The 21035-nt window shown below is 50.8% G+C and carries 15 protein-coding genes; 5 read left to right on the forward strand and 10 right to left on the reverse strand.

Annotated features, from left to right (window positions below; translation table 11 throughout):
* Positions 1–155: 155 nt before the first annotated feature.
* The 3 genes from DEF47_RS23235 to DEF47_RS23245 all read right to left on the reverse strand — a co-directional run bounded on the left by DEF47_RS23235 (position 156) and on the right by DEF47_RS23245 (position 3285).
* Positions 156–1658, reverse strand: coding sequence for a sugar transferase (locus DEF47_RS23235; protein WP_287045362.1), 1503 nt, complete (start codon positions 1656–1658; stop codon positions 156–158).
* On the reverse strand, positions 1634–2947 hold the full coding sequence (gene obgE, locus DEF47_RS23240; RefSeq protein ID WP_012191751.1) for a GTPase ObgE: 1314 nt from the start codon (positions 2945–2947) through the stop codon (positions 1634–1636). The genes DEF47_RS23235 and obgE overlap by 25 nt, the downstream gene beginning before the upstream one ends.
* 146 nt (positions 2948–3093) lie before the next feature.
* A complete protein-coding gene (locus DEF47_RS23245) occupies positions 3094–3285 on the reverse strand; it encodes a hypothetical protein (protein WP_012191750.1) in 192 nt (63 codons plus the stop codon).
* Positions 3286–3555: 270 nt separating this feature from the next.
* Between DEF47_RS23245 and DEF47_RS23250 the strand changes: the two genes are divergently transcribed.
* Positions 3556–5760: a glycosyltransferase family 39 protein gene (locus tag DEF47_RS23250; protein WP_012191749.1), complete on the forward strand. Its 2205-nt coding sequence runs from the start codon at positions 3556–3558 to the stop codon at positions 5758–5760.
* Positions 5761–5972: 212 nt separating this feature from the next.
* On the opposite strand, the gene ndk is transcribed toward DEF47_RS23250, so the two are convergent.
* From ndk to DEF47_RS23280, 6 genes are all read right to left on the reverse strand, one after another.
* On the reverse strand, positions 5973–6422 hold the full coding sequence (gene ndk / locus DEF47_RS23255; protein ID WP_012191748.1) for a nucleoside-diphosphate kinase: 450 nt from the start codon (positions 6420–6422) through the stop codon (positions 5973–5975).
* Between the two features lie 142 nt (positions 6423–6564).
* On the reverse strand, positions 6565–6912 hold the full coding sequence (locus DEF47_RS23260) for a roadblock/LC7 domain-containing protein (RefSeq protein WP_012191747.1): 348 nt from the start codon (positions 6910–6912) through the stop codon (positions 6565–6567).
* Between the two features lie 32 nt (positions 6913–6944).
* Positions 6945–12218, reverse strand: coding sequence for a tetratricopeptide repeat protein (locus tag DEF47_RS23265; RefSeq protein ID WP_012191746.1), 5274 nt, complete (start codon positions 12216–12218; stop codon positions 6945–6947).
* A 210-nt stretch (positions 12219–12428) separates the two neighbouring features.
* Positions 12429–12821, reverse strand: coding sequence for a response regulator (locus DEF47_RS23270; protein ID WP_012191745.1), 393 nt, complete (start codon positions 12819–12821; stop codon positions 12429–12431).
* Between the two features lie 11 nt (positions 12822–12832).
* Positions 12833–13366: an HNH endonuclease gene (locus tag DEF47_RS23275; RefSeq protein WP_012191744.1), complete on the reverse strand. Its 534-nt coding sequence runs from the start codon at positions 13364–13366 to the stop codon at positions 12833–12835.
* A 135-nt stretch (positions 13367–13501) separates the two neighbouring features.
* Positions 13502–14479 carry an aldo/keto reductase gene (locus DEF47_RS23280; RefSeq protein WP_012191743.1) on the reverse strand — a complete coding sequence of 326 codons (978 nt, stop codon included), beginning with the start codon at positions 14477–14479 and terminating at the stop codon, positions 13502–13504.
* Positions 14480–14667: 188 nt separating this feature from the next.
* Between DEF47_RS23280 and DEF47_RS23285 the strand changes: the two genes are divergently transcribed.
* A complete protein-coding gene (locus DEF47_RS23285) occupies positions 14668–15315 on the forward strand; it encodes an SH3 domain-containing protein (RefSeq protein ID WP_012191742.1) in 648 nt (215 codons plus the stop codon).
* Between the two features lie 99 nt (positions 15316–15414).
* On the opposite strand, the gene mgtE is transcribed toward DEF47_RS23285, so the two are convergent.
* Positions 15415–16773 (reverse strand): magnesium transporter, encoded by a 1359-nt coding sequence (gene mgtE / locus DEF47_RS23290; protein ID WP_012191741.1) that lies wholly within the window; start codon positions 16771–16773, stop codon positions 15415–15417.
* A 525-nt stretch (positions 16774–17298) separates the two neighbouring features.
* Here mgtE and DEF47_RS23295 point away from each other — a divergent pair.
* From DEF47_RS23295 to murI, 3 genes are read left to right on the forward strand one after another with little or no spacing between them, the layout of a single operon-like run.
* The gene (locus tag DEF47_RS23295) at positions 17299–19452 is read left to right on the forward strand and encodes a diguanylate cyclase (protein WP_012191740.1); all 2154 of its coding nucleotides are present in this window, start codon (positions 17299–17301) and stop codon (positions 19450–19452) included.
* A gap of 60 nt (positions 19453–19512) precedes the next feature.
* Positions 19513–20274: a gamma-glutamyl-gamma-aminobutyrate hydrolase family protein gene (locus DEF47_RS23300; protein WP_012191739.1), complete on the forward strand. Its 762-nt coding sequence runs from the start codon at positions 19513–19515 to the stop codon at positions 20272–20274.
* Complete coding sequence (gene murI, locus DEF47_RS23305; protein WP_012191738.1) at positions 20271–21035, forward strand: glutamate racemase; 765 nt, start codon at positions 20271–20273, stop codon at positions 21033–21035. The genes DEF47_RS23300 and murI overlap by 4 nt, the downstream gene beginning before the upstream one ends.

A 21035-nucleotide genomic window follows, 5' to 3' on the forward strand; every position in this document is an offset into this window, starting at 1 on the left:
ACACTGGTGATTAAGTTCCCTCACCCCCAGCCCCTCTCCCACTAAATGCGGGCGAGGGGAGCCACCAAATGTTTCTACGGCGATCCATGTCAAAACCACCAAATTAAAAAGCCCCTCGCCCGCGCTACGGGCGAGGGGTTGGGGTGAGGGAATATTTAGTATGCGCCACGACCAAATAGCACCGCTGGAATCGTCATGATCATAATCCGCAGATCAAGCCAGAGCGACCAGTGCTCGGTGTAGTAAATATCCAAGCGCACCATATCATCGAAGGTGGTGTTGGAGCGGCCTGAGGCTTGCCATAAACCAGTCAAACCTGGGGTCACTTCCAAACGGCGATAGTGCCATTCTTGATATTGGGCTACTTCGTCGGGCACTTGCGGGCGTGGGCCAACCAGGCTCATTTCGCCGCGTAGCACATTGTAGAGTTGGGGCAGTTCATCGATGCTCAGTTTGCGTAAAATCCGGCCTAAGCGGGTGACTCGTGGGTCGTCTTTGATTTTGAACAGTGCTCCCTCGGCCTCATTTTGATCCATCAGGCTCTTTTTGAGCGCCTCGGCATTGGGCACCATCGTGCGTAATTTGTAGACCATAAATGTTTGGCCATGCTTGCCGATGCGTGGTTGGCGAAACACTACCGGCGCTTGTGGATCAGAAAGTTTGATCATCAAGGCGGCCAAGCCCCAAATTGTGGCCCAAATCGGCGCAGTCAGGCCAATCATCAGCAAATCGGTGCTGCGTTTGAACACATAATTCCAGCCGCGAATCACATTCTTTTTCAAGCGCAACAGGGGAATCGTGCTCAAGCGCTGAATGCTGACGCGATCGAAGCTGAGTTCATATAAATCGGGGGCGACGCGAAATTCAATGTTGAACTTACGGCAAATTGCCACAACTTCGGGTAGGCTGGTGTGCGCCCAAAATGGCAAGGCAATAATCACTTGATCGACATGGCGCTGACGCATAATCTGCTCGAATTGGCTGAGCGTGCCAAGCCAGCGAAATTGCTCACCTGGTGCGGCTACATCGTCGCGATCATCAGGCGGTCCTTCGACATAACCCAACAAATGATGGCCATGATCGAGCGTATACTGCAATTCTTCCATCACCTGTTTGGCTAGGCCACGATTGCCAACCACCACGACTTGCTCTAAGCCAACGCCGCGTCGCCAAGCCCAACGCCTCAGCATGCGCAAACTAATCCGACCCAGCGTCAGCGCCACAATTACGCAGAACCAAACAAACACCATAATCAAGCGCGACCATAAATCGGCGCGATTGATAAACAGCCACATGACCGTGAGGGCAAGGGCAATCGTGGTGCTGGTAACGATAATACTAAATGAATCGAAGGCTGAGGCTGAACGGGGCAGGCGATAAAACCCGCGCCAGTGCAACGTGCTAATCAGCGTCAGCATAAACACCAACATCATCGGGTAGAAGGCCGAGAGTTGGCGATATGAAGCTGGGTCGTAAATATCGCGGCCTAAGCGGACATCGTAACGCAGCCAGTGCGCTACGGCAAAGGCTAGCAAAATCAAACATCCATCGAGCAAGGTCAGAGCCAGCCGCGATGTGGTTTGACGCACATCGCGCTGCGAAAAAATCGGTTGGCTGGTAGACCAATCGCTCATCATCCAATCGACTCGTCTTGCCATAACAACTCAGCTTTTTCAATCCGCACAGGATCGCCATGGCGCACACCAGCAGCAAACAACGCTGCTGAAACGCCCATCGCTTCCAACACTCGTTGGAGTCGTTCGAGCGATTCGCTTTGGGCAAAGTTCGTCATTGAAACAAGCCGTTCAATTTTCTCGCCATGGACACGTAACACACCATCTTCCTCAGTTTCGAGCCAGAAATCATTCGGGTCGATATTGCTGAAGCGGAAGGTCAGAATTTCCTCACTGTACGGCAGGCGGGTAATCCGTTCGGGCATTTCACGTAGAATATCAACAATCCGGCGTTGCAACGGTTGCAGGCCTTGGTTGGTTGCTGCCGAAATTGGAAAGATATTTTCCGGATCAATGCCCCAAGCGATAATTTGCGGACGCATCAATTCGTCAAAAGCCTCGGCATCGGGAATATCGGTTTTGTTCAAGGCGACCAGTTGCGGGCGTTGCGCCAATTCGCTGGAGTAAGCCTTGAGTTCAGCGTTGATCGTCAAGAAATCTTCAAAGGGATCGCGGCCTTCAGTGCCAGCAGCATCGAGCACATGCACCAAAATGCGAGTGCGCTCGATATGGCGCAAGAAATCGTGACCTAGCCCAACCCCACGGCTGGCTCCTTCGATCAAACCTGGAATATCGGCTACCACAAAGGTAAAATCGTTGAATTCGGCTACGCCTAAATTGGGCGAAAGTGTGGTAAATGGATAATTAGCAATTTTCGGACGCGCAGCGCTGACCATCGAGAGCAAGGTCGATTTGCCTGCGTTGGGGAAGCCGACCAAGCCAACATCAGCAATGACTTTTAATTCAAGTTGTAGTTCACGCTCTTCGCCAGGCTGGCCAAGCTCGGCAATCCGTGGCACTTGATTCGAGGCAGTGGCAAAGTGGGTATTGCCCAAGCCGCCCTTGCCGCCCCGCGCTACCAACAATTTTTGGCCAGGAAACAGCAAATCGACAGTTTGAACTTCGCCTTCGATTTCGGCACTCACAATCGTACCAGGTGGCACACGAATAAACGTATCTTCGCCTGTACGGCCACGTTTGCGCTGCCGACCAGCGTTCAAGCCCTTATCGGCTTCAAAATGAGTTTCAAAACGAAAAGGCAATAGCGTATTTAAATGGGGGCTTACCTCAAGATAGACACTCCCGCCACGGCCACCATCGCCACCATCGGGGCCGCCACGCGGAACATATTTTTCTCGGCGGAAGGTGGCCATACCATCGCCACCATCACCAGCTTTGACTGTAATCAGCGCACGATCTATAAAATCAGACATAAAAAGTCACCCGCTTCGTGTGGTTAATTATTCAATTGTGATTGTAACGCAGGATACATGAAGAATCGCATGCTGTCCAATGCGTTTAGACACAAAAACGACGCTCTCGCGAGCGCCGAATAGCTATAACTATACCATAATTTGGCCTAACCTGGGGTGATTTCTTCGGCTGGTTCAATGCCCAACTCATCTGCGCCGTCGCTAGCATCAGAATCTGACTGTGGGCCACCGACTGGCACAACTTGATCTTCGGTTGCGCCATGGCTACCATCAACCTCGTTTTCATCTGGCCGAATCGTCTTATCTTCAGCGGTGGTTTGGGCTTGTGGGTCGGTCATCGTAGCAACTCCAAACTAAACAAAAGAATATCTACCCAAGCTCTATGCAAGCCCTATGCCATGAATGTTGGAAGGATGAATTATGAATTATGAGGGATGAAGCTATACGATTCGTGGAATTTGTAGCCAAAAACCTAAACTTAGTGTTCTTCGTGTCCTTCGTGGTTAACATCCTCTACGGCAGCTATTTGCATATTTCGGGCATCTGGTCTACGCTTGCAGCCTTGACATGCATTTTAGTGATCAACGATCAGCGATGATCTTGCGAATATGATGAAACGATACACGCTGCATACCTGCATCATTTTGGCGGTTGCTTTGGGCCTGCGCCTCGCCACATGGTGGCTTTTGCCCTATAACGATTGGATTAGTGACGAAGGCGAATATTGGGGTGCTGCTATCTGGCTAGCGCAAGGCCGCGAATTTCAGTTTTTCGATAGCTGGATCTGGACACGCCCGCCGCTGTATATTAGTTTTTTGGCGGCGCATATCAAGCTTTTTGGCAATAGCGCGTTGTGGGCTCCCCGCCTGAGCCAAGCCTTGATCAGCGTTTTGAGCGTTTGGCTAACCATGCGGATTGCCAAGCGGCTCACTCCAACTGAACACCAAGCACGGGTTAGCTTAATTGCTGGCTGGCTGATGGCGCTGGGCTATTCATTTGCTGCATTCAGCTATTTTATGCTTTCAGAAACGTTGTTTTTGAGCATCTTCTTGGCGGCGAATTTATTGTTGTTGCGCTGGGCTAGCACCCGCCATTGGCGCGATTTGCTCTTGGCTGGGGTAGGCTTTGGCTTTGCTGCCCTGACCCGAGCGATCATTTTAACATGGCTGCCGTTGCCCGCCTTGTGGATTGCTTGGCAAATTTGGCGCACTCAGCGCCCACGCTGGCAAGCCATGATTAAACCAGTGCTTGGCTTTACGCTCAGCGTTTGTGTAATTGTCTTGCCGTGGACAGCCTTTGCAACCAATCGTTGGAGCAACGGCGATGGCTTAATTTTGGTCGATACGACTGGTGGGTATAATTTTGCCCTCGGTGCGCAAATTGCCACGCCTGATGGCCGTAATGGCACCCGCCTAGCCGAGATTTTGTGTGGTGGCAATGGCTTAGTTTGCCAAGGCTCGCAGGCAGCACGGCAAAATCAAGCGTATGCCCAAGGGTTTGAGTGGCTAGGCGAAAATCCACAGCGCTTTATCAGCAAAACGGCGCTTGAATTATTAGATATTTTACAAGTGCGCTTTGATAGCGCTGAACATTTGACCGATGGCTATGTTGATGGCCGCGTGCCAGTGCCCCATCTCTTGGGCTTGTTGCTCGACGACACGCTGTATGTAGTGCTTGTAGGCTTGGCGGTGCTTGGGTTTTGGCGCAAGCAAGCGGTTGCTGGCAAAGGCTTGGTGCTTGGTTGGTTGGGCTATAACATTATTGTTGGCTCGTTGATTTTTGCAATTGCCCGTTTTCGTCAACCGCTGATTCCCTTCGTGATCATCTATGCCGCCTTGGCAATCGTGCAGTGGTCGCAAGCTTGGGCCAGCAGCCGTCAGCAGCGTTATGCTTGGGCTAGTGCTTGCTTGTTGTGGCTGATTGTGTTGCCATCGTATCTGTATTTACCAGAATCGGTCGGGGTACGCAGCGTTTGGCAAGATGTGCGTTTGGGCTTTGCTGGCGTGCAACAAGCCAACCAATGCCAGGCAATTCGTGAGCTATTGCAAGCTGGCGATGTAGTGGCAGCTCGCCAACTGCACGACCGCATTGATGCCGAGGGTCGCAGCGAAAATACTAGCGTTAGTGGCTATACTGGGCGGCGCTGCTTGGCCTTGATCAACGGCCAATTGCTCGAAGCCGAAGCTAAACCAGAGCAAGCCTTGGCCTTCTACCAACAGGCTAATCCCAAAAATAATCCGGTGCAATCGGCCCGCATTTTGATGCTCGAAGGCAATTTGCTGCAACGCCAAGGCCAACTTAGCGCAGCAGTCGCCCGTTTTAATTTCCGCGATGTCGAAATTATTAATGATCTGGCTTGGGCGTGGGATTATTTGACCGTTGTGCCAACCACCACCATCGATCTTGGCTCTGGCTTGGATTATGGCTATGTGCGCGGATTTTATCAGAGCGAGCATAATCAACCAGATTTTCGCTGGAGCAGCCAAGCCTCGGCTTTGCGTTTACCGCAAGCGGCGACTGGTCAAGCGCAAACCCTGCGCTTACATCTGAATGGCTTTACCAACGATTGGCAACCAACCCGCATCAGCATTAGCCTCAATGGCCAATTGATCGATAGCTATCAACTCAAACCCGATTGGCACTGGCTGGAAATTGCTTTACCTGCCCAACCGCAAGGCAGCGATTTGCTGATTGAATTTACTAGTAGCACCTTTGTCAGCGGCCCCGAAGATTTAGCAACGCGGGTCAGTTCGCGAGCCTCCGACCCATTGCGCTTATTGGGCTTTCAGCTTGATCGGGTCGAAATTAAATAGGATTGTCTGTTCTATAGATTTTAATATCGATCGCAAATCGTGCTTTAGGGGGTGCAGGGGGATGAAAACCCTCCTGCGTCTCCCGCCTTGAGGTGGGACGGAAGGGTGGTGAATGCTGATTAATCACTGCTTCACCCGAAACATCTAAATTATGGTCGAATTAAAATAAAAAGCCTTGGGATGTACATCCCAAGGCGTATCAACCAGCTAGATTACTCGGTAATCCATTGATCGACTGAGCGTTCTGAGCGGATCAATTCTTCGCTGCTGAAGAACAAGGCCACTTCATGATCGCCATTTTCAGGTGAGTCTGAGGCGTGGATCAAGTTGCGCCCGATGTTCACACCAAAATCGCCACGGATTGTGCCAGGGGCAGCCTTGACGGGATTGGTTGCGCCAACGGTTGAGCGCACAATTTCGATCACATCTTTGCCTTCAACTGCAACAACCAGCACTGGGCCTGAGGTAATGTACGAAACTAAGCCAGCGAAAAATGGCTTGCCTTCGTGTACGCCATAGTGCTTGTGGGCCAACTCGCTGCTAACTTGCGACAATTTGATGCCGATAAATTTCAAGCCGCGAGCTTCCAAGCGGGTCAAAATTGGCCCAATTAAACCACGTTGAACTGCATCAGGCTTTAAGATGATCAATGACTTTTCCACAGGGAAATGCCTCCATTATGCTTCGTTAATCAAAGAAAGAATCGTTTACACGACCGTGGGCATTGTAGCATATTTAGCCAAGCGGCCATAAAAAAAGCGAGCCACCAATCAAGGTAGCTCGCAAATCAAACATCGAACAAATTTAAATCGGCACGGCCTTGCTAATATTTTTGGCAGCGCGGCGCATTTCAATCTTGACCAAACCAAGATTAACCATTCGTTGCGTTACCACCGTCAGAATCACATCACGAGCTTCGAGCAACAGAATCGAACCATCTTTGGCATCAATAATTGCATCAACCAACGTGCCAATCCCAATCCGTTTGGTCGCTTTATCAATTTCGCCGAACACTGCTGCCGACATCGCGCCCAATACTTCAGCATCTTCATCTTCGATTAAAGTGCTGGCGATAACCAAACCATCGCGGCCCACTAAGAGGCTGCCGATAACCCCTTCAACCCGAATTAAGTCCTCAACGATATGACGCATAGGGTCTAGCCTTTCTTCAGTTGCTTGGTGCGTTAACGACGTGGTTTATTTAGCACCCAGCCATACTCATCCATCGCTTCACGCCAGCGTCCTTGCTTAGAATAGGCATCACCTAAAGCACGGTGCAGCCGTTGGAGCAAGCCTGGGTCATCGTGCGACTCAATCAGATCTTGCAGATCATCAACTACTTGATCCATCAGTTGATTTTGTTTAATCAGCCGTTTGTATTCGTTTAAGGCTTGATCAACCGAGGCGGTCTGACTAATCATCCGCGCCAAGGCCATTCGCAAGCCATGGTTGTTTGGGTCGGCCTCAAGTTGTTGGTAGTATTCGCTAAAGTCTGGGCCATCGCCGCTGGCCCCACCACTGCTTGGCGTAACTGTTGGGCTAGCCACAGGTGCTACTGCTACTGGTGTTGGGGTTTGAGCCACCACGGGTGAGGTTTCAACCACTGGCGTTTCAGCCGCTGGTTTTGGTTCACGGCGTGGCGAGACGTTATACAACGGTGCGCGTGGGCGTTGTTCTTCTTCACGTGGCCGTGATGAAACTGGATACAACGGAGCACGTTTGTTATCAGCCTCTGGCTCAGCTTTTGGCGTTGGTGTAGCGCTAATTGCTGGTGGGGTTTCGACAATTGCAGGCGGCGTTGGCACGACCACAACTGGCGTAACCTCAACCACTGGCTCGGCTGGCGATTCAATTATGGCAATTTCGTCGTCGCTCAAGCCCAAATCTTCCCACGAGAATGGGGTCATTTCGGGTTCGGCTGGCGCTGCTTCGACCACTGGCTCTGGTTCTGGCTCGGCGCTTGGCAAAGCAAAATCGATGCCCATCAATTCTTCTTCGCTCAGCTTCAAGCTCCGATCATCGTCGCCTTGTTGCAATGAAGCAATTTCATCATCGCTCAAGCCCAAATCGGCTAGCGAGAATGGCGTGAGATCAGGCTCTAGCTCGCTGGCTGGCTCGGCTGCTGGAGCCTCGTTACCTTCCAATGCGGCAATTTCTTCGGCGCTCAAGCCTAGTTGATCAAAGGTGAAGGGCGACATATCAGGCTCTTCAGCTTCAATCTCAGGTTCAGGTGCGCTTGTGCCTTCCAGAGCAGCAATTTCTTCGGCGCTCAAGCCCAAATCGGTCAGCGAGAACGGAGTCATTTCTGGCTCAGCTTCGGCACTTGGTTGCTCAAACTCAAAATCATCGAATGCGAATCGAGCTGGTTCTTCTGCCGCCGCTTCGCTGGTTTCACCATTCAGCATGGCAATTTCTTCGGCACTCAAGCCCAAATCGGTCAACGAGAACGGAGTCATTTCTGGCTCAGCGTCCGTTGCGGGTTGGTCAAGCTCAAAATTATCGAAGGAGAATGGTGCTGGTTCTTCTGCCGCCGCTTCGCTCGTTTCGCCATTCAGCATCGCGATTTCTTCGGCGCTCAAGCCCAAATCGGTCAGCGAGAACGGAGTCATTTCTGGCTCGGCTTCCGCACTTGGTTGCTCAAGTTCGAAATTATCAAACGAGAATGGTGCTGGTTCTTCCGCCGCCACTTCGCTGGTTTCACCATTCAGCATTGCGATTTCTTCGGCGCTCAAGCCCAAATCGGTCAACGAGAACGGAGTCATTTCTGGCTCAGCATCCGTTGCGGGTTGGTCAAGCTCGAAATTATCGAAGGAGAATGGTGCTGGTTCTTCCGCCGCTGCTTCGCTGGTTTCGCCATTCAACATCGCGATTTCTTCAGCGCTCAAGCCCAAATCGGTCAGTGAGAACGGAGTCATTTCTGGCTCAGCATCCGTTGCGGGTTGGTCAAGCTCGAAATTATCGAAGGAGAATGGTGCTGGCTCTTCGGTCGCCGCTTCGCTGGTATCGCCATTCAACATCGCAATTTCTTCGGCGCTCAAGCCCAAATCGGTCAGCGAGAACGGAGTCATTTCTGGCTCAGCGTCCGTTGCGGGTTGCTCAAGCTCGAAATTATCGAAGAAGAATGGTGCTGGTTCTTCTGCCGCCGCTTCGCTGGTTTCGCCATTCAACATGGCGATTTCTTCAGCGCTCAAGCCCAAATCGGTCAGCGAGAACGGAGTCATTTCTGGCTCAGCATCCGTTGCGGGTTGGTCAAGCTCGAAATTATCGAAGGAGAATGGCGCTGGTTCTTCTGCCGCCGCTTCGCTGGTTTCACCATTCAACATGGCAATTTCTTCGGCGCTCAAGCCCAAATCGGTCAGCGAGAACGGAGTCATTTCTGGCTCAGCGTCCGTTGCGGGTTGCTCAAGCTCAAAGTTATCGAAGGAGAATGGTGCTGGTTCTTCGGCAGCAGGCTCACTGGTTTCGCCATTCAACATCGCAATTTCTTCGGCACTCAAGCCCAAATCGGTCAACGAGAACGGAGTCATTTCCGGCTCGACTTCGGCACTGGGTTGCTCAAGCTCGAAATTATCGAAGGAGAATGGTGCTGGCTCTTCAGTCGGCGCTTCGCTGGTTTCGCCATTCAACATCGCGATTTCTTCGGCACTCAAGCCCAAATCGGTCAACGAGAACGGAGTCATTTCTGGCTCGACTTCAGCAGTTGGCTGGTCGAAATCGCCAGCAATGAAGTTTTCAAGTGGTTCTTCGGTTTCGTAGGCTTCAGCCTCGTCACCAGAGAACTCCTCGTCCATATTAATCACTTCATCGCCATCGCGAATTTGAATACCATTATCGTGCAAGGCCAAAGCGATGCGGTCGATTTCCTCGGTTTGCGATTCAGGATCATCGAATTGATTGATGATATCGGTCAAATCGACATAGCCTTGCTGTTGACCAATTCCCAAAAGCGCATCAAAGATTGGATCATCGCTTTGATTTTGGCCAGCTTGCTCGATTGCCGCAATTTCCTCTGCCGATAAACCAATATCGTTCAAGGAGAAGGGTTGTGAGCTATCACTTAGTTCGCGCACTGGCTCTTCATAGGCTTGAGGTTCTTGATCAAAGCCCAAATCATCGAGCGAGAATGGCTGCAAACCACCATCAAAACCATCATCATCGATGGCAGCTGGTGCTTGATTCATTGCTTCAAATTGAGCAATTTCATCAGCATCAAGTCCCAAATCGGTCAAGGAGAAGGGAGTCATATTTGGCTCTTCTTCCACCTTGGGCGTGGGTTCAGCCACAGGTGCTGGATTGAACTCGCCTGAATAAAGCGCTTGCTCCTCAGGATCAAGCCCTAAATTATCGAGCGAGAATGGCGTGATACTTGGCTCATCGAAGTTGAAGCCTTGATCATCGTTAGTCGCAGGCGTGTCAAAACCAAATTCATTTAAGGAAAATGGGGTTAAGCCCGATTCATCGTTAGTTGGATCGGTGGGCAAAGCGCTATCTTCGCCAGCTTGCAGCAAGGCAATTTCATCGTCGCTCAAGCCAAGTTCAGTCAGCGAGAAGGGCTTAATTTCCAATTCTTCATCGACTTGGGTTTGCGGTTGGCTGAGATTGCCCATGGCATTGTAATCAGCAATTTCATCAGCATCCAAGCCCAATTCAGTTAATGAGAATGGCGTAATTGCTGGCTCAGTATCAGCAGTGTGCAGATCATGCTCATCGTAATTACGCAAATCAACATCATCATTCGAGAAGAAATTCATTGCCTCATCGTCAGAATCGGCAGGATCATAGACTGGCTCAACCAATGGTGGCAGGGTTTGCGTCTGCTTCTTGATCACCATGCGGTTGAAAATTCCAGCATCATCTTCTTCATCTTGGTTGAACTCTGGTTCAGGTTGTGCCCCAAAAATCGAGCGCGAACGTGAACGTGGTTGTTGCCAGCTAAAACCACCTGATTCTTGATCGGTATCGGGGAAGCTGGGTAAATCGCGGCTGAAGGGCATGCTTGGCTCTGATGGTGTGTCGATTGAATCAAAGCTCAGTTCATCAAGTGAGAATGGCTTTAAGGTATTTGGTAAAGCCAAATCATCATCTTGGGCTTTCGAGCTGGTTTCAGGTTGTACATCATCAAAATTTTCCAAGGAGAATGGCTGCAATTGCTCAGGCAACTTGCCAGTATCCGCGCCAGTGCCCGGAATATCATCGATGCTGCTTTCATCCCAATCGCCAAAACTGAAGGGCGTTAGATCGCCCGGCAACTCAAAATCATCATTGCTGGCAACTACTGGCTCAGGAGCAGGCTTGGTTGGAGCAACCACAGGCTCGGGCGCAGGCGTTGGCGCTTTATTGCTGGGGGTGTCATCAACTTCATCGAGCGAGAAGGGCTGAAGATCTAAGCCCAAGTCGTCGAGATTGAAATCGACATCGTATTCTGGCTCGGCGATTGCAACCGCTGTGGGTGCAGGACTAGCAGGAGCTGCCCCAAAATCGCCAAACAACAAGCTACGCAAGAAATCATCATCGGCGTTAGCCGCAACCCCGACTGCAACCGGGGCAGCCTCAACTTCGGCCAACCAAGAGGCGGCTGGCGCTTTGCTCGCTTGCTCGGCGGCCAAGCGATCGCGCTCGGCTTGTTCGGCAGCTTCGCGGGCAAGCCGCTCTTTTTCGGCCTTTTCAGCTTTTTTGGCTTTCCAAGCGGCTTCATCGAAGGCCTCGATTTTGGTATCGGGGGCTTCGACTGGTGGCAGCATGCCATCGAATAAGGCATAGGCCACGCCTTGACTGGGGTCGAGTTGCTGGGCATGTTGCCACAACTTGCGGCCTTTGGGGTCGCCAGCGGCCAACAAATGATAGCCCAAAATCAAGTTAGCCTTGAGCATATCGGGGTAATCGCGCAGAATATCGCTGGCAACTTCGGCGGCTTCAGCCTCTTGGCCGTTACGCCAGAGTGCTTCAGCCAGCGCAACCGCAATATCCACCCGTTTGGGGTCATCGGCGAGCACATCGTTAAATTCCTGAATCGCCTTATCGAAGCGTCGTCCGCGCACATACATACGCCCGAGACCTGCCTTTTTCAGCAAGATTCGGGCGTTTTCGCTACCCCAAGCCTCGGTATACAAACGCAACACTTGCGAGCGCAACTCAGGCAAATCGGGCTTAATTTCAAATGCTTGCTCAAACTCGCGGATCGCCGCTGCGAGGTTACCTTGACGCTCGTAAGTTACCCCCAAGCCCACATGGACAGGGATATTTTCGGGGTCAGAACGTAAGACCCGTTCAAAGGCTTCGACGGCTTTGGCTAAATCTTGGCGGTTAAGATACGATTCGCCGAGGATACGGTACGCTTCAAGATAATAGGGAAACGATTCAAGCAGATGCTCACTCGCACCAATGGCACGCTCCTCCTTCCCTGTTTCGAGAGCAGACCGTGCTTCATCGTAGAGTGCTTGGATCGTGGTGAGAGCCATGCCGCTCCTCCCTGCGCTGTGCATCCAGCGCATCTGATAATCCGTGTCGATCAATTAATTTATAGATCGTGGATTTGGGCGAATTGCTAAAGAATAATGGCGTAAAATGCGAAAGTATTATAGCGTACCCGTTGATGCTACGCAAGCAGAAATAGCATTACAGTGCGCTAATTCGCATTTTTAGGCCAAATTAACTACGGCTTTTTGTCGTTAGGCTGCCACTTGCCAAAGTGGTGCGACCCGCCCTATGGCCTGACGCAATTCATCAAGTGTAAACGGTTTTGGCAAAACTACAGTTAATGGATCGTTGTTGAGATCAGCTTCTTGATGCACGATGCTATTAATCGCAGCGGTACAGATGATCACTGGTAGGCTGTGGGTTTGGGGCTGAGCACGCAATTCACGCCAAACGTTCAACCCATCCATTCCCGACATCATCACATCAAGAACCAGGAGTTCTGGTGGGTTTTGTAACAACTTTGGCAATGCTTCGAGGCTCGAAGCCCAGTGGTGAATTTCCTGAATGCCAAGGTATTGCAACATCACATCAATTAACTGTTGAAATTCACTCGAATCATCGACCACCGCTATGCGCTGTAACATACCACAACTCCTTATTGATCGTCCTCCACAGTCTGAAAGGACGCAGGCAGAAATTTACGCCATTCTTCAAGACCAAGCCCATGCATTCGGCGTTCGATTAAATAGTATGGGCTAGCAAACGGGCGAAAGGGTGGCCGAATTAAGCGCATTCGTGCCTCCTCGGGAGTTCGCCCACCTTTGCGATGATTACACGTTCGGCAGGCGCTTACCAGATTTTCCCAGCTATGGGCACCACCGCGATGGCGCGGCAACACATGGTCAAGCGTGAGATCAGCACTGCTCCGATTACAATATTGGCAGGTGTAGTGATCGCGACGGAAAATTTCACGGCGAGAAAGCTTAACATTGGGCAAGGGACGACGAATCATATGGCCCAGTCGGATGACCGACGGACAAGCAATGGTGTCGTTGGTCGTGTGCAACACGGCGTGGTTGTGTTCCAACACTTCGGCTTTACCACCCAACACAAGCATCAAGGCACGACGTGCAGAGCAGATATTGAGTGGCTCGTAATTATGGTTGAGGACGAGTACGGGAGAGTTCATCGCGATCAGACTCCTTCGACATGGAAGATGCGATGTAGTTGCCCGTGGTATTGTATCATTGCCCCTACGCCTTGGCAACGTTTCTCAGCAAAAACCAATCTTACGATGGAGCTTCGTCGGCCATCCGAATGATGTTTAGACGTTCTCCCAAGCACTTAGGTTGTCTAAAATGGCCCGATCTTCGCTACTCAACTCAAAATCGGCTGCACCCAAGGTATCGTGGAGTTGCCCACTGCTGGTTGCCCCAATAATCGCCGAGGTGATCGCTGGTGCACCCGTGACCCATGCCACTGCCAGTTGGGGAATGGTTTTTTGGTGCTTCTCAGCTAACACTTCCAGCTGATCGATTAATTTCCACAATGGTTCGCTCAGGCGTTTGTCGTCACGGCCACGTTCAGCAACCCGTGTGCCCTCGGGGATAGGCTGGCCACGCCGAAACTTGCCAGTCAATAAGCCACCCGCCAACGGGCTATAGACAATCACGCCCACGCCATACTTGGCGCAAACTGGTTGTAATTCGCGCTCAAACTCGGCTCGATTGAGCAAATGATAATGTGGTTGCAGCGAATCGTAACGGGCGAGATTCAGTTTATCGCTTGTCCACAGGGCTTCGATCAATTGCCATGCGCGGTAATTCGAGCAGCCGATATAGCGCACTTTACCAGCTCGTACCAAATCATCAAGCGCCCGCAAGGTTTCTTCGATTGGCACTTCGCTATCGGGAAAGTGGGTTTGATAGAGGTCGATATAATCTGTTTGCAAGCGCCGCAAGCTGGCATCAACCGCTGCAATAATATGTTTGCGCGACAGCCCTTGATCGTTCGGCTGATCGCCCATTTGGCCACGAACTTTGGTTGCTAACACCACTTTATCGCGACGACTTGGCTCCTCGGCCAACCAACGCCCGATAATTTCCTCGGTTTTGCCAGCATATGAACGGGGGTCCCAACGCGAATAAACATCGGCAGTATCGAAGAAATTAATGCCTGCATCCAGCGCTTGGCTCATAATCGCGAACGATTCTGGCTCTTCAACACTCCAGCCAAAGGTCATTGTTCCCAAACATAATTCCGAAACTTTGAGTCCAGTTCGGCCTAATTTGCGATAGCGCATGGTGATTGCTCCTTGTTAATGATATGAACCACGAAGTAAGGCTATTGGCGTTTGGCTTGACCTTCCTCCCTCATAATTCGTCATTCATACAGTATCCTACTCGCTTCTTGCCCAAACAACCAAATTCATTGATAATACGGACTAGTAACGCGACCTCGCGTAGTTGCAGCGATGAAAGGATGACGGCGATGAGCCAAAACCGCTTTCGTCCCTATGACCGTCCAGATGACGAGACCAGCCCAACCGCCCCTACCCGTCGGATCGACCAAGCCGAGTTACGCAAAGATGATCAGTCGTGGCAAGGTATGGTCAACAATGATTGGCGCTCGGATCGCCGCCGCGTCAGTACCAGCCGCACCAGCCCAATCGATACCTTTAATACCCAAGGGGTTGCCTCTTGGCTGAGTAAAGGTGGTTATCGCTATGTTGTCATTGCCACAGTCGTGGTGATTGTACTGATCATTTTCATCTTGTATTCCAATCGCCCTGGGCAAACTGATGATCCTAATGGCAATAATACAGGATTGAATCTACCCAACCAACCAACTGCTGAAATTATCGTTGGGCCATCACCCACTCCTGAGGGCTTGATTCCCACCGATAATACCCAAATCCCCAGTGAAGGCCCAATTTTTGCGGTAACTGGCACTGGTAGCGATGGCTTGTTCCTGCGCGATCAGCCAGGCGGTAATATCGTTAAAACCATGCCTGAAGGAACCCAGCTAACCAAACTGAGTGAGCAAGATATCAATGGAATTCTGTGGTATCAGGTTCGCGAGGTCGAGACGCAGATTGAGGGGTGGTGTTCAGCTCAATTTTTGGTGCCAGCTCAATAAATTTGGTGCTAAAAACACGAACGGCACGAGGCAATTGATTCTTGCAACTCGTGCCGTTCTACTGGTCTGGCGGGTCGTTATCGTTAGACATACATGCTCCTAGATTAAATAGCGAATCAAGATTGTGGCTAAACCAAGCAGGCAGCTGTAGCCAGTTACATCGGTTACCGTGGTTACGATCACGCCGGAAGCCAAGGCTGGGTCAACCCGAAAGAGCTTGAGCGTCAGCGGTACGACGGTTCCGGCAATTGCCGCCGATACTAAATTCAGCAACATCGCACAGCCTGCAACCACCCCTAACATTGGCTTCCCTTGCCATAACCAACCAAGCAAACCAATTGCACTGCCAAACGCTACACCGTTGATTGCTCCAATGCCAACCTCACGACCTAAGGCACGAAAGCCTTGGCCAGTTGCCACCTCGCCCAAGGCAATCGAACGCACAATCAAGGTCAAGGTTTGAATGCCAGCGTTACCACCCATGCCAGCAATAATTGGCATAAATGGCACTAATGCTGTTACTTTCTCGACTGTGCCATCAAATTGGCTTACCACCCAGGCGGCCAAAATTGCTGTGGGCAAATTGATAAATAGCCAAAATAAACGCCGCCGCGATGAACGAAATAATGAATCTTCAACATCTTCATCTTGCGGCAAGTTGGCCAAACGATACATATCCTCGGTAGCTTCTTCTTCGATTACGTCGATAATATCGTCGGCAGTTACTGCCCCAACAATCCGCCGTTGCGCATCAACTACTGGTAGGGCCAACAAGTCGTACCGCGCCAACAAACGGGCACATTCTTCTTGGTCGGTCTCAACGCTGGCGGTAATGACGTTGCGATCCATAATCTCGCTGAGCAAGGTTTGCGCTGGAGCCATTACCAACGAGCGCAAACTGACTACCCCAACCAAGCCATCATTGGCATCAACTACATATAAATAGTAGACCGATTCGTCTTCTGGCTGCAAACCACGCAGTAAATCGATTGCTTGCTGGGCGTTTAATCGATCGCGCAAGGTCACAACGTGTGAGGTCATCAAACCGCCAGCGCTCTCCTCGTCGTGCTCCATCAATTGGCGTACATCGTCGGAATCTTCAGGGTCCATTGCAGCGAGGGTTGCGGCAATTTGCGCTGGCTCAAGCTCGACCAACACATCGGCAGCATCGTCTGGCTCCATCTGCTCAAGCAAATCGGAGAGTTGATCGCTGGTGAGGGTTTCGGCCAGTTCCACCTGCGAATCAGTATCAAGCTCGATTAAAACATCTGCGCCATGTTCGAGGTTGAGGCGAGCAAACACCTCATACAATTCATCAGATTCGAGTTCATCGAGGATGGCAGCTGCATCAGCCGGATGCAGGCTGGCTACTAATAGGGTTGCTTGGTCAATTGAACCAGCGTCGAGCGCAGCCCGCACGTCGTCTAAGGCTGGCCGAATATCGAGGATTTTGGTCATCGGACACCTCCATGTGGCAAACACACAACGAGCGGGAATTCCCGCTCACTGGTCTAGCCAATCAGAGGTAATTCCGCTTGCTCTGTGTCATCTTTGGTTGTAGAACCATCTGTACTCATACCTCGGCAGTATACCATGGGTTAATTACCTTCCAAGTCTGGCTTAGCCTAGCGAGCATGCACCCCAGATGGGTTATGACTTTGGTACTGTCTTAAGCACGCGGATGTACTACGTGACATAGTGTACAATAGGCCATAGTAATTAAAACAATTAAACAATAGTTGCAACGATTGATGCCAAAACTGGATTAAAGCCGATATTCAGGCCCGAACCAGTGGCATGAAGTCTGCTTTAGCGAGTTATATTGGGCCAACCAGGCACAATCTTCGCTTGCGTGGTAGGCTACAATACAGCCATGAGAAGGGGTATGCCCGCTGCTGGAATAGCATAGACAAGCCGAAAATCAACCTGTTATAATAGGCCATAACGGTGTTTACTAATCGCACAAAACGACCTGGACGCGACATGACCAAGCGACGATCCGTGCTACGGATCTCCTCGCGGCAACGAACTCACTTTCAAGCCAATCCTTGGCGAATTCGGCGCATGATCACTGAGTTGCATGCGCTACACGAGATTCGCCACGCGATTAACCAGGCCTTGGAATTGGATACGGTGCTTGAGGAGATTTATAGTCAAACATCGCGATTAATGGATACCCGCCAATTTTACTTGGCGTTATACTCGCCTGAACAAGAATTGATCGAGTTTGCCTTGGCAGTTGAAAATGGCCAGCGCGTCTCTTGGCCCGCCCGCCCCTATGCCAATGGTTTAACCGAATGGATTTTGCAACATCGCCGCCCCCTGCGGATCAACGCCCATAACCTTGATCCTGCGGTTGCACCGATTATTGTTGGGCAGCCTGTCCAATCATTTTTAGGGGTTCCAATTGTGCTTGGTGAGCAGGTTCTTGGGGTTATGAGTGTGCAATCGGTCGAACGAGCCGAGGCCTATTCTGCCCACGATGAACAAATTTTGACCATGATCGCCGATCAGGCCGCTGTCGCGATTGCCCATGCCAAGCGCTTTGCCGCCGTTGATCAACAGTTGCAAGCCCGCGTTGCTCAACTTGAAACCCTCGAAGCAACCATCCGCGATTTAAATGAAACCCTCGATGTTGATACAATTCTGAATCGCTTACTTGACCGTATCCAGCCGATTATGCATGCTGATGCTGGGATGGTTTGTTTGCTTGATACCGAACAGCAACGGATGTTTATCCGCGCAATTCAGGGCTATCCAGCTGAAGTTCGGCGTTTTCAATTTGAAGGTTGGCCAATTGATCGTGGCATTGCGGGCTTAGTTGCACGTACCGGTCAACCTGATTGGACTGCTGATATTCGTAATTCGAGTTACTATGTTAATTCGCGGCCAACTACATTGAGCCAAATGACTGTGCCAATTGTGCATAGTGGCAAAGTTCTAGGTGTAATGATTCTCGAAAGTGATCGAGTTGGCACATTTAATGATGATACGACGCGCTTTGTCAGCCAAATTGCTGATCATGCGGCGCTTTCAATTCATAATGCGCGTATTCATCAGCAAGCAGTTGAACAACAAGCGTTGTTGGCTCAACGCTCACAACAACTCAACGAAGTGCTGCGTATCAGCCAAGCATTAAGCGCCAACCTTAATTTAAATGATCTGCTGCCAGAAATTGTTCGAGCAATTCAAGCAAGTTTGGGTTTCAATATTGCCTTGCTGAGTTTAGTTGATCAAGAACGACCAACCTTTATGCGTCGCCGTGCCGTGGTTGGTGTGCCTGATGAACGCTGGTTTGAATTACGTGATCAATTAGTGCCAATTGAATGGTATCGCAGCGTAATGCGCGAAGAATTTCGGATTAGCCGCTCGTATTATATTCCGCATAGCCATACCAGCTATACCGCCATTTGGGGCAATAACAGTGATACGTATCGACCTGATTTAGGTGAGCGTCGTCCACATGAATGGCATCAAGATGATGCCTTGTTCGTGCCATTGTACGATTCTGATAATAATTTAATTAGTATTCTCTCAGTTGATGATCCACGTGATCGGCGGAAACCATCGTTTGAATCGGTGCAGGTACTAGAAATTTTTGCCACTCAAGCAGCAATCGCGATTGAAAACGCCCATTTATATACAATTACCCAACAATTAGCCATCACCGATGGCTTAACTGGCTTGTTCAATCAACGCCATTTTATGACGATGCTTGATCGTGAAGTGGCCTTGGCCTATCGCTATAATTATCCATTATCGTTATTAGCTTTGGATATTGATTATTTCAAGCAATATAATGATAACTATGGCCACTTGGTTGGCAATGTGCTGCTGCGCGATTTTGCCCGGCTCATTTGCGAAAATGTACGCGATGTTGATATTGTTTCGCGCAACGGTGGCGAAGAATTTACAATCATTTTGCCCAAAACTGATCAAGCAGGTGCAGTGTTGTTAGCCGAACGGCTGCGAGTTCGCACTGCCGAACATCTTTTTGGTCAAGGCCATATTACGGTTAGCGTCGGCGTTGCCACCCTCAACAACAATTGGGATGCCCACACGTTGCACGATCAAGCTGATCAAGCGCTTTATCGCGCCAAAAATTCTGGGCGTAATCTGGTTATCAGCGTCCCATAATCGTCAGGTTTTTTGCGGTCGTGCTAGAATGGCAAGAGCAACACAACCAAGGAGTGTACTATGCCATCAACTTTGCCGATTATTGGGATACCGTGCGCAACCTATGCCCGACCACATCCCTATCCTCTCGCTCATGGCAATAACGAAACCTATATTCGGGCAGTTGAAGTTGCAGGTGGCGTGCCGCTCTTAATTCCTTTGGTGCAGCACGAGGCCACGCTGTTAGCGGCATTTCAGGCTGTCGATGGGTTGTTATTCGCTGGCGGCGTTGATCTCGACCCAGCTTACTATAGCGAGGAGCCGCATCCAGCGCTTGGCTCGGTCAACCGCGAACAAGATCGGGTTGAGATGCAGCTGTTGGCTTGGGCCAAGCAATTTCATAAGCCAGTTTTTGCCATCTGCCGCGGTTTTCAGTTGTTGAATGTGGCCTATGGCGGCACGCTCTATCAAGATTTACCCTCGCAGTATCAGCCAAATCTCAACCACGATGAATCGTTTACCCGCCAACAACGCGATTTGCCAGCCCACGGCTTACGCCTCGCCAATGATTCCAAATTGGCTGAATTGCTGGGCACAACGCCCTTTGCCGTCAACACCATGCATCATCAAGGGGTCAAAGATCTGGGGAATGAGCTACAGGCAGTCGGTTGGTCGGATGATGGCCTAATCGAAGCGGTCGAAGATCCGCAGCGGCCATGGGTTGTGGGCGTGCAATGCCACCCCGAAGAAATGGTGCGCGGCGAGGATTTGCGCTGGCAGGCAATTTTCAAGGCCTTTGTTGAAGCTGCCAAAGCATGTCGCAACGAGGCGATTCAGGCATGAAAGACCAACCAATTGGCATGTTCGATTCAGGGGTTGGTGGCTTATCGACCTTGCGTGATCTGCGGGCACTTTTGCCGCACGAAGATATTATTTACTACGCCGATACTGGTAATTGTCCGTATGGCGGGCGTTCCCACGAAGAAATTGTGGCCTTATCTGAGCGCATCACCTATATTTTACTCGAACGCGGGGTTAAATTGATTGTGGTAGCCTGCAACACTGCGACGCTGCATGCCGTTGATTATTTGCGCGAACATTTCAGTATCAGTTTCGTCGGCATGGAGCCAGGCATCAAGCCTGCGATTGCCCAAACCAAAACTGGTGTGGTTGGTGTGATGGCGACCCAAGCCACCGTTGCAGGTGAACGATTTCAGCGCTTGATTGCCCGTTATGCAGGCGATGTGCAGGTTGTGCCGCAAGCCTGTCCAGGTTTGGTCGAATTAATCGAGGCTGGCGAGTTACAAAGTGAAACAACTCGCGATGCTGTCGCCCGTTATGTTGCACCATTGCTCAAGGCAGGTGCTGATACGATTGTGTTGGGCTGCACCCATTATCCATTTTTGCGCTCGTTGATTGCCGATGTTGCTGGGCCAAACGTCGCCTTGCTCGATACGGGTGCGGCGGTAGCCCGCCAAACCCAACGCTTGTTGGCAGCAGCCGATTTGCTCAACCCACAAACATCGCAAGGCAGCATCGAATGGCTCACCAGTGGCGATCCGGCCCATTTTGCTAAGATTCGGCAATGTTTAGAAATCGAGTAA

Source organism: Herpetosiphon sp., from assembly GCF_003512625.1.
In the GTDB taxonomy this organism is placed as follows: Bacteria; Chloroflexota; Chloroflexia; order Chloroflexales; family Herpetosiphonaceae; genus Herpetosiphon; species Herpetosiphon aurantiacus.

Excerpts from the sequence above, each read along its gene's own strand:
- DEF47_RS23235 (WP_287045362.1), bottom strand. The coding sequence starts at position 1,658 with ATGGCAAGACGAGTCGATTGGATGATGAGCGATTGGTCTACCAGCCAA.
- obgE (WP_012191751.1), bottom strand. The coding sequence starts at position 2,947 with ATGTCTGATTTTATAGATCGTGCGCTGATTACAGTCAAAGCTGGTGAT.
- DEF47_RS23245 (WP_012191750.1), bottom strand. The coding sequence starts at position 3,285 with ATGACCGACCCACAAGCCCAAACCACCGCTGAAGATAAGACGATTCGG.
- DEF47_RS23250 (WP_012191749.1), top strand. The coding sequence starts at position 3,556 with ATGATGAAACGATACACGCTGCATACCTGCATCATTTTGGCGGTTGCT.
- DEF47_RS23260 (WP_012191747.1), bottom strand. The coding sequence starts at position 6,912 with ATGCGTCATATCGTTGAGGACTTAATTCGGGTTGAAGGGGTTATCGGC.
- DEF47_RS23265 (WP_012191746.1), bottom strand. The coding sequence starts at position 12,218 with ATGGCTCTCACCACGATCCAAGCACTCTACGATGAAGCACGGTCTGCT.
- DEF47_RS23270 (WP_012191745.1), bottom strand. The coding sequence starts at position 12,821 with ATGTTACAGCGCATAGCGGTGGTCGATGATTCGAGTGAATTTCAACAG.
- DEF47_RS23275 (WP_012191744.1), bottom strand. The coding sequence starts at position 13,366 with ATGAACTCTCCCGTACTCGTCCTCAACCATAATTACGAGCCACTCAAT.
- DEF47_RS23280 (WP_012191743.1), bottom strand. The coding sequence starts at position 14,479 with ATGCGCTATCGCAAATTAGGCCGAACTGGACTCAAAGTTTCGGAATTA.
- DEF47_RS23285 (WP_012191742.1), top strand. The coding sequence starts at position 14,668 with ATGAGCCAAAACCGCTTTCGTCCCTATGACCGTCCAGATGACGAGACC.
- mgtE (WP_012191741.1), bottom strand. The coding sequence starts at position 16,773 with ATGACCAAAATCCTCGATATTCGGCCAGCCTTAGACGACGTGCGGGCT.
- DEF47_RS23295 (WP_012191740.1), top strand. The coding sequence starts at position 17,299 with ATGACCAAGCGACGATCCGTGCTACGGATCTCCTCGCGGCAACGAACT.
- DEF47_RS23300 (WP_012191739.1), top strand. The coding sequence starts at position 19,513 with ATGCCATCAACTTTGCCGATTATTGGGATACCGTGCGCAACCTATGCC.
- murI (WP_012191738.1), top strand. The coding sequence starts at position 20,271 with ATGAAAGACCAACCAATTGGCATGTTCGATTCAGGGGTTGGTGGCTTA.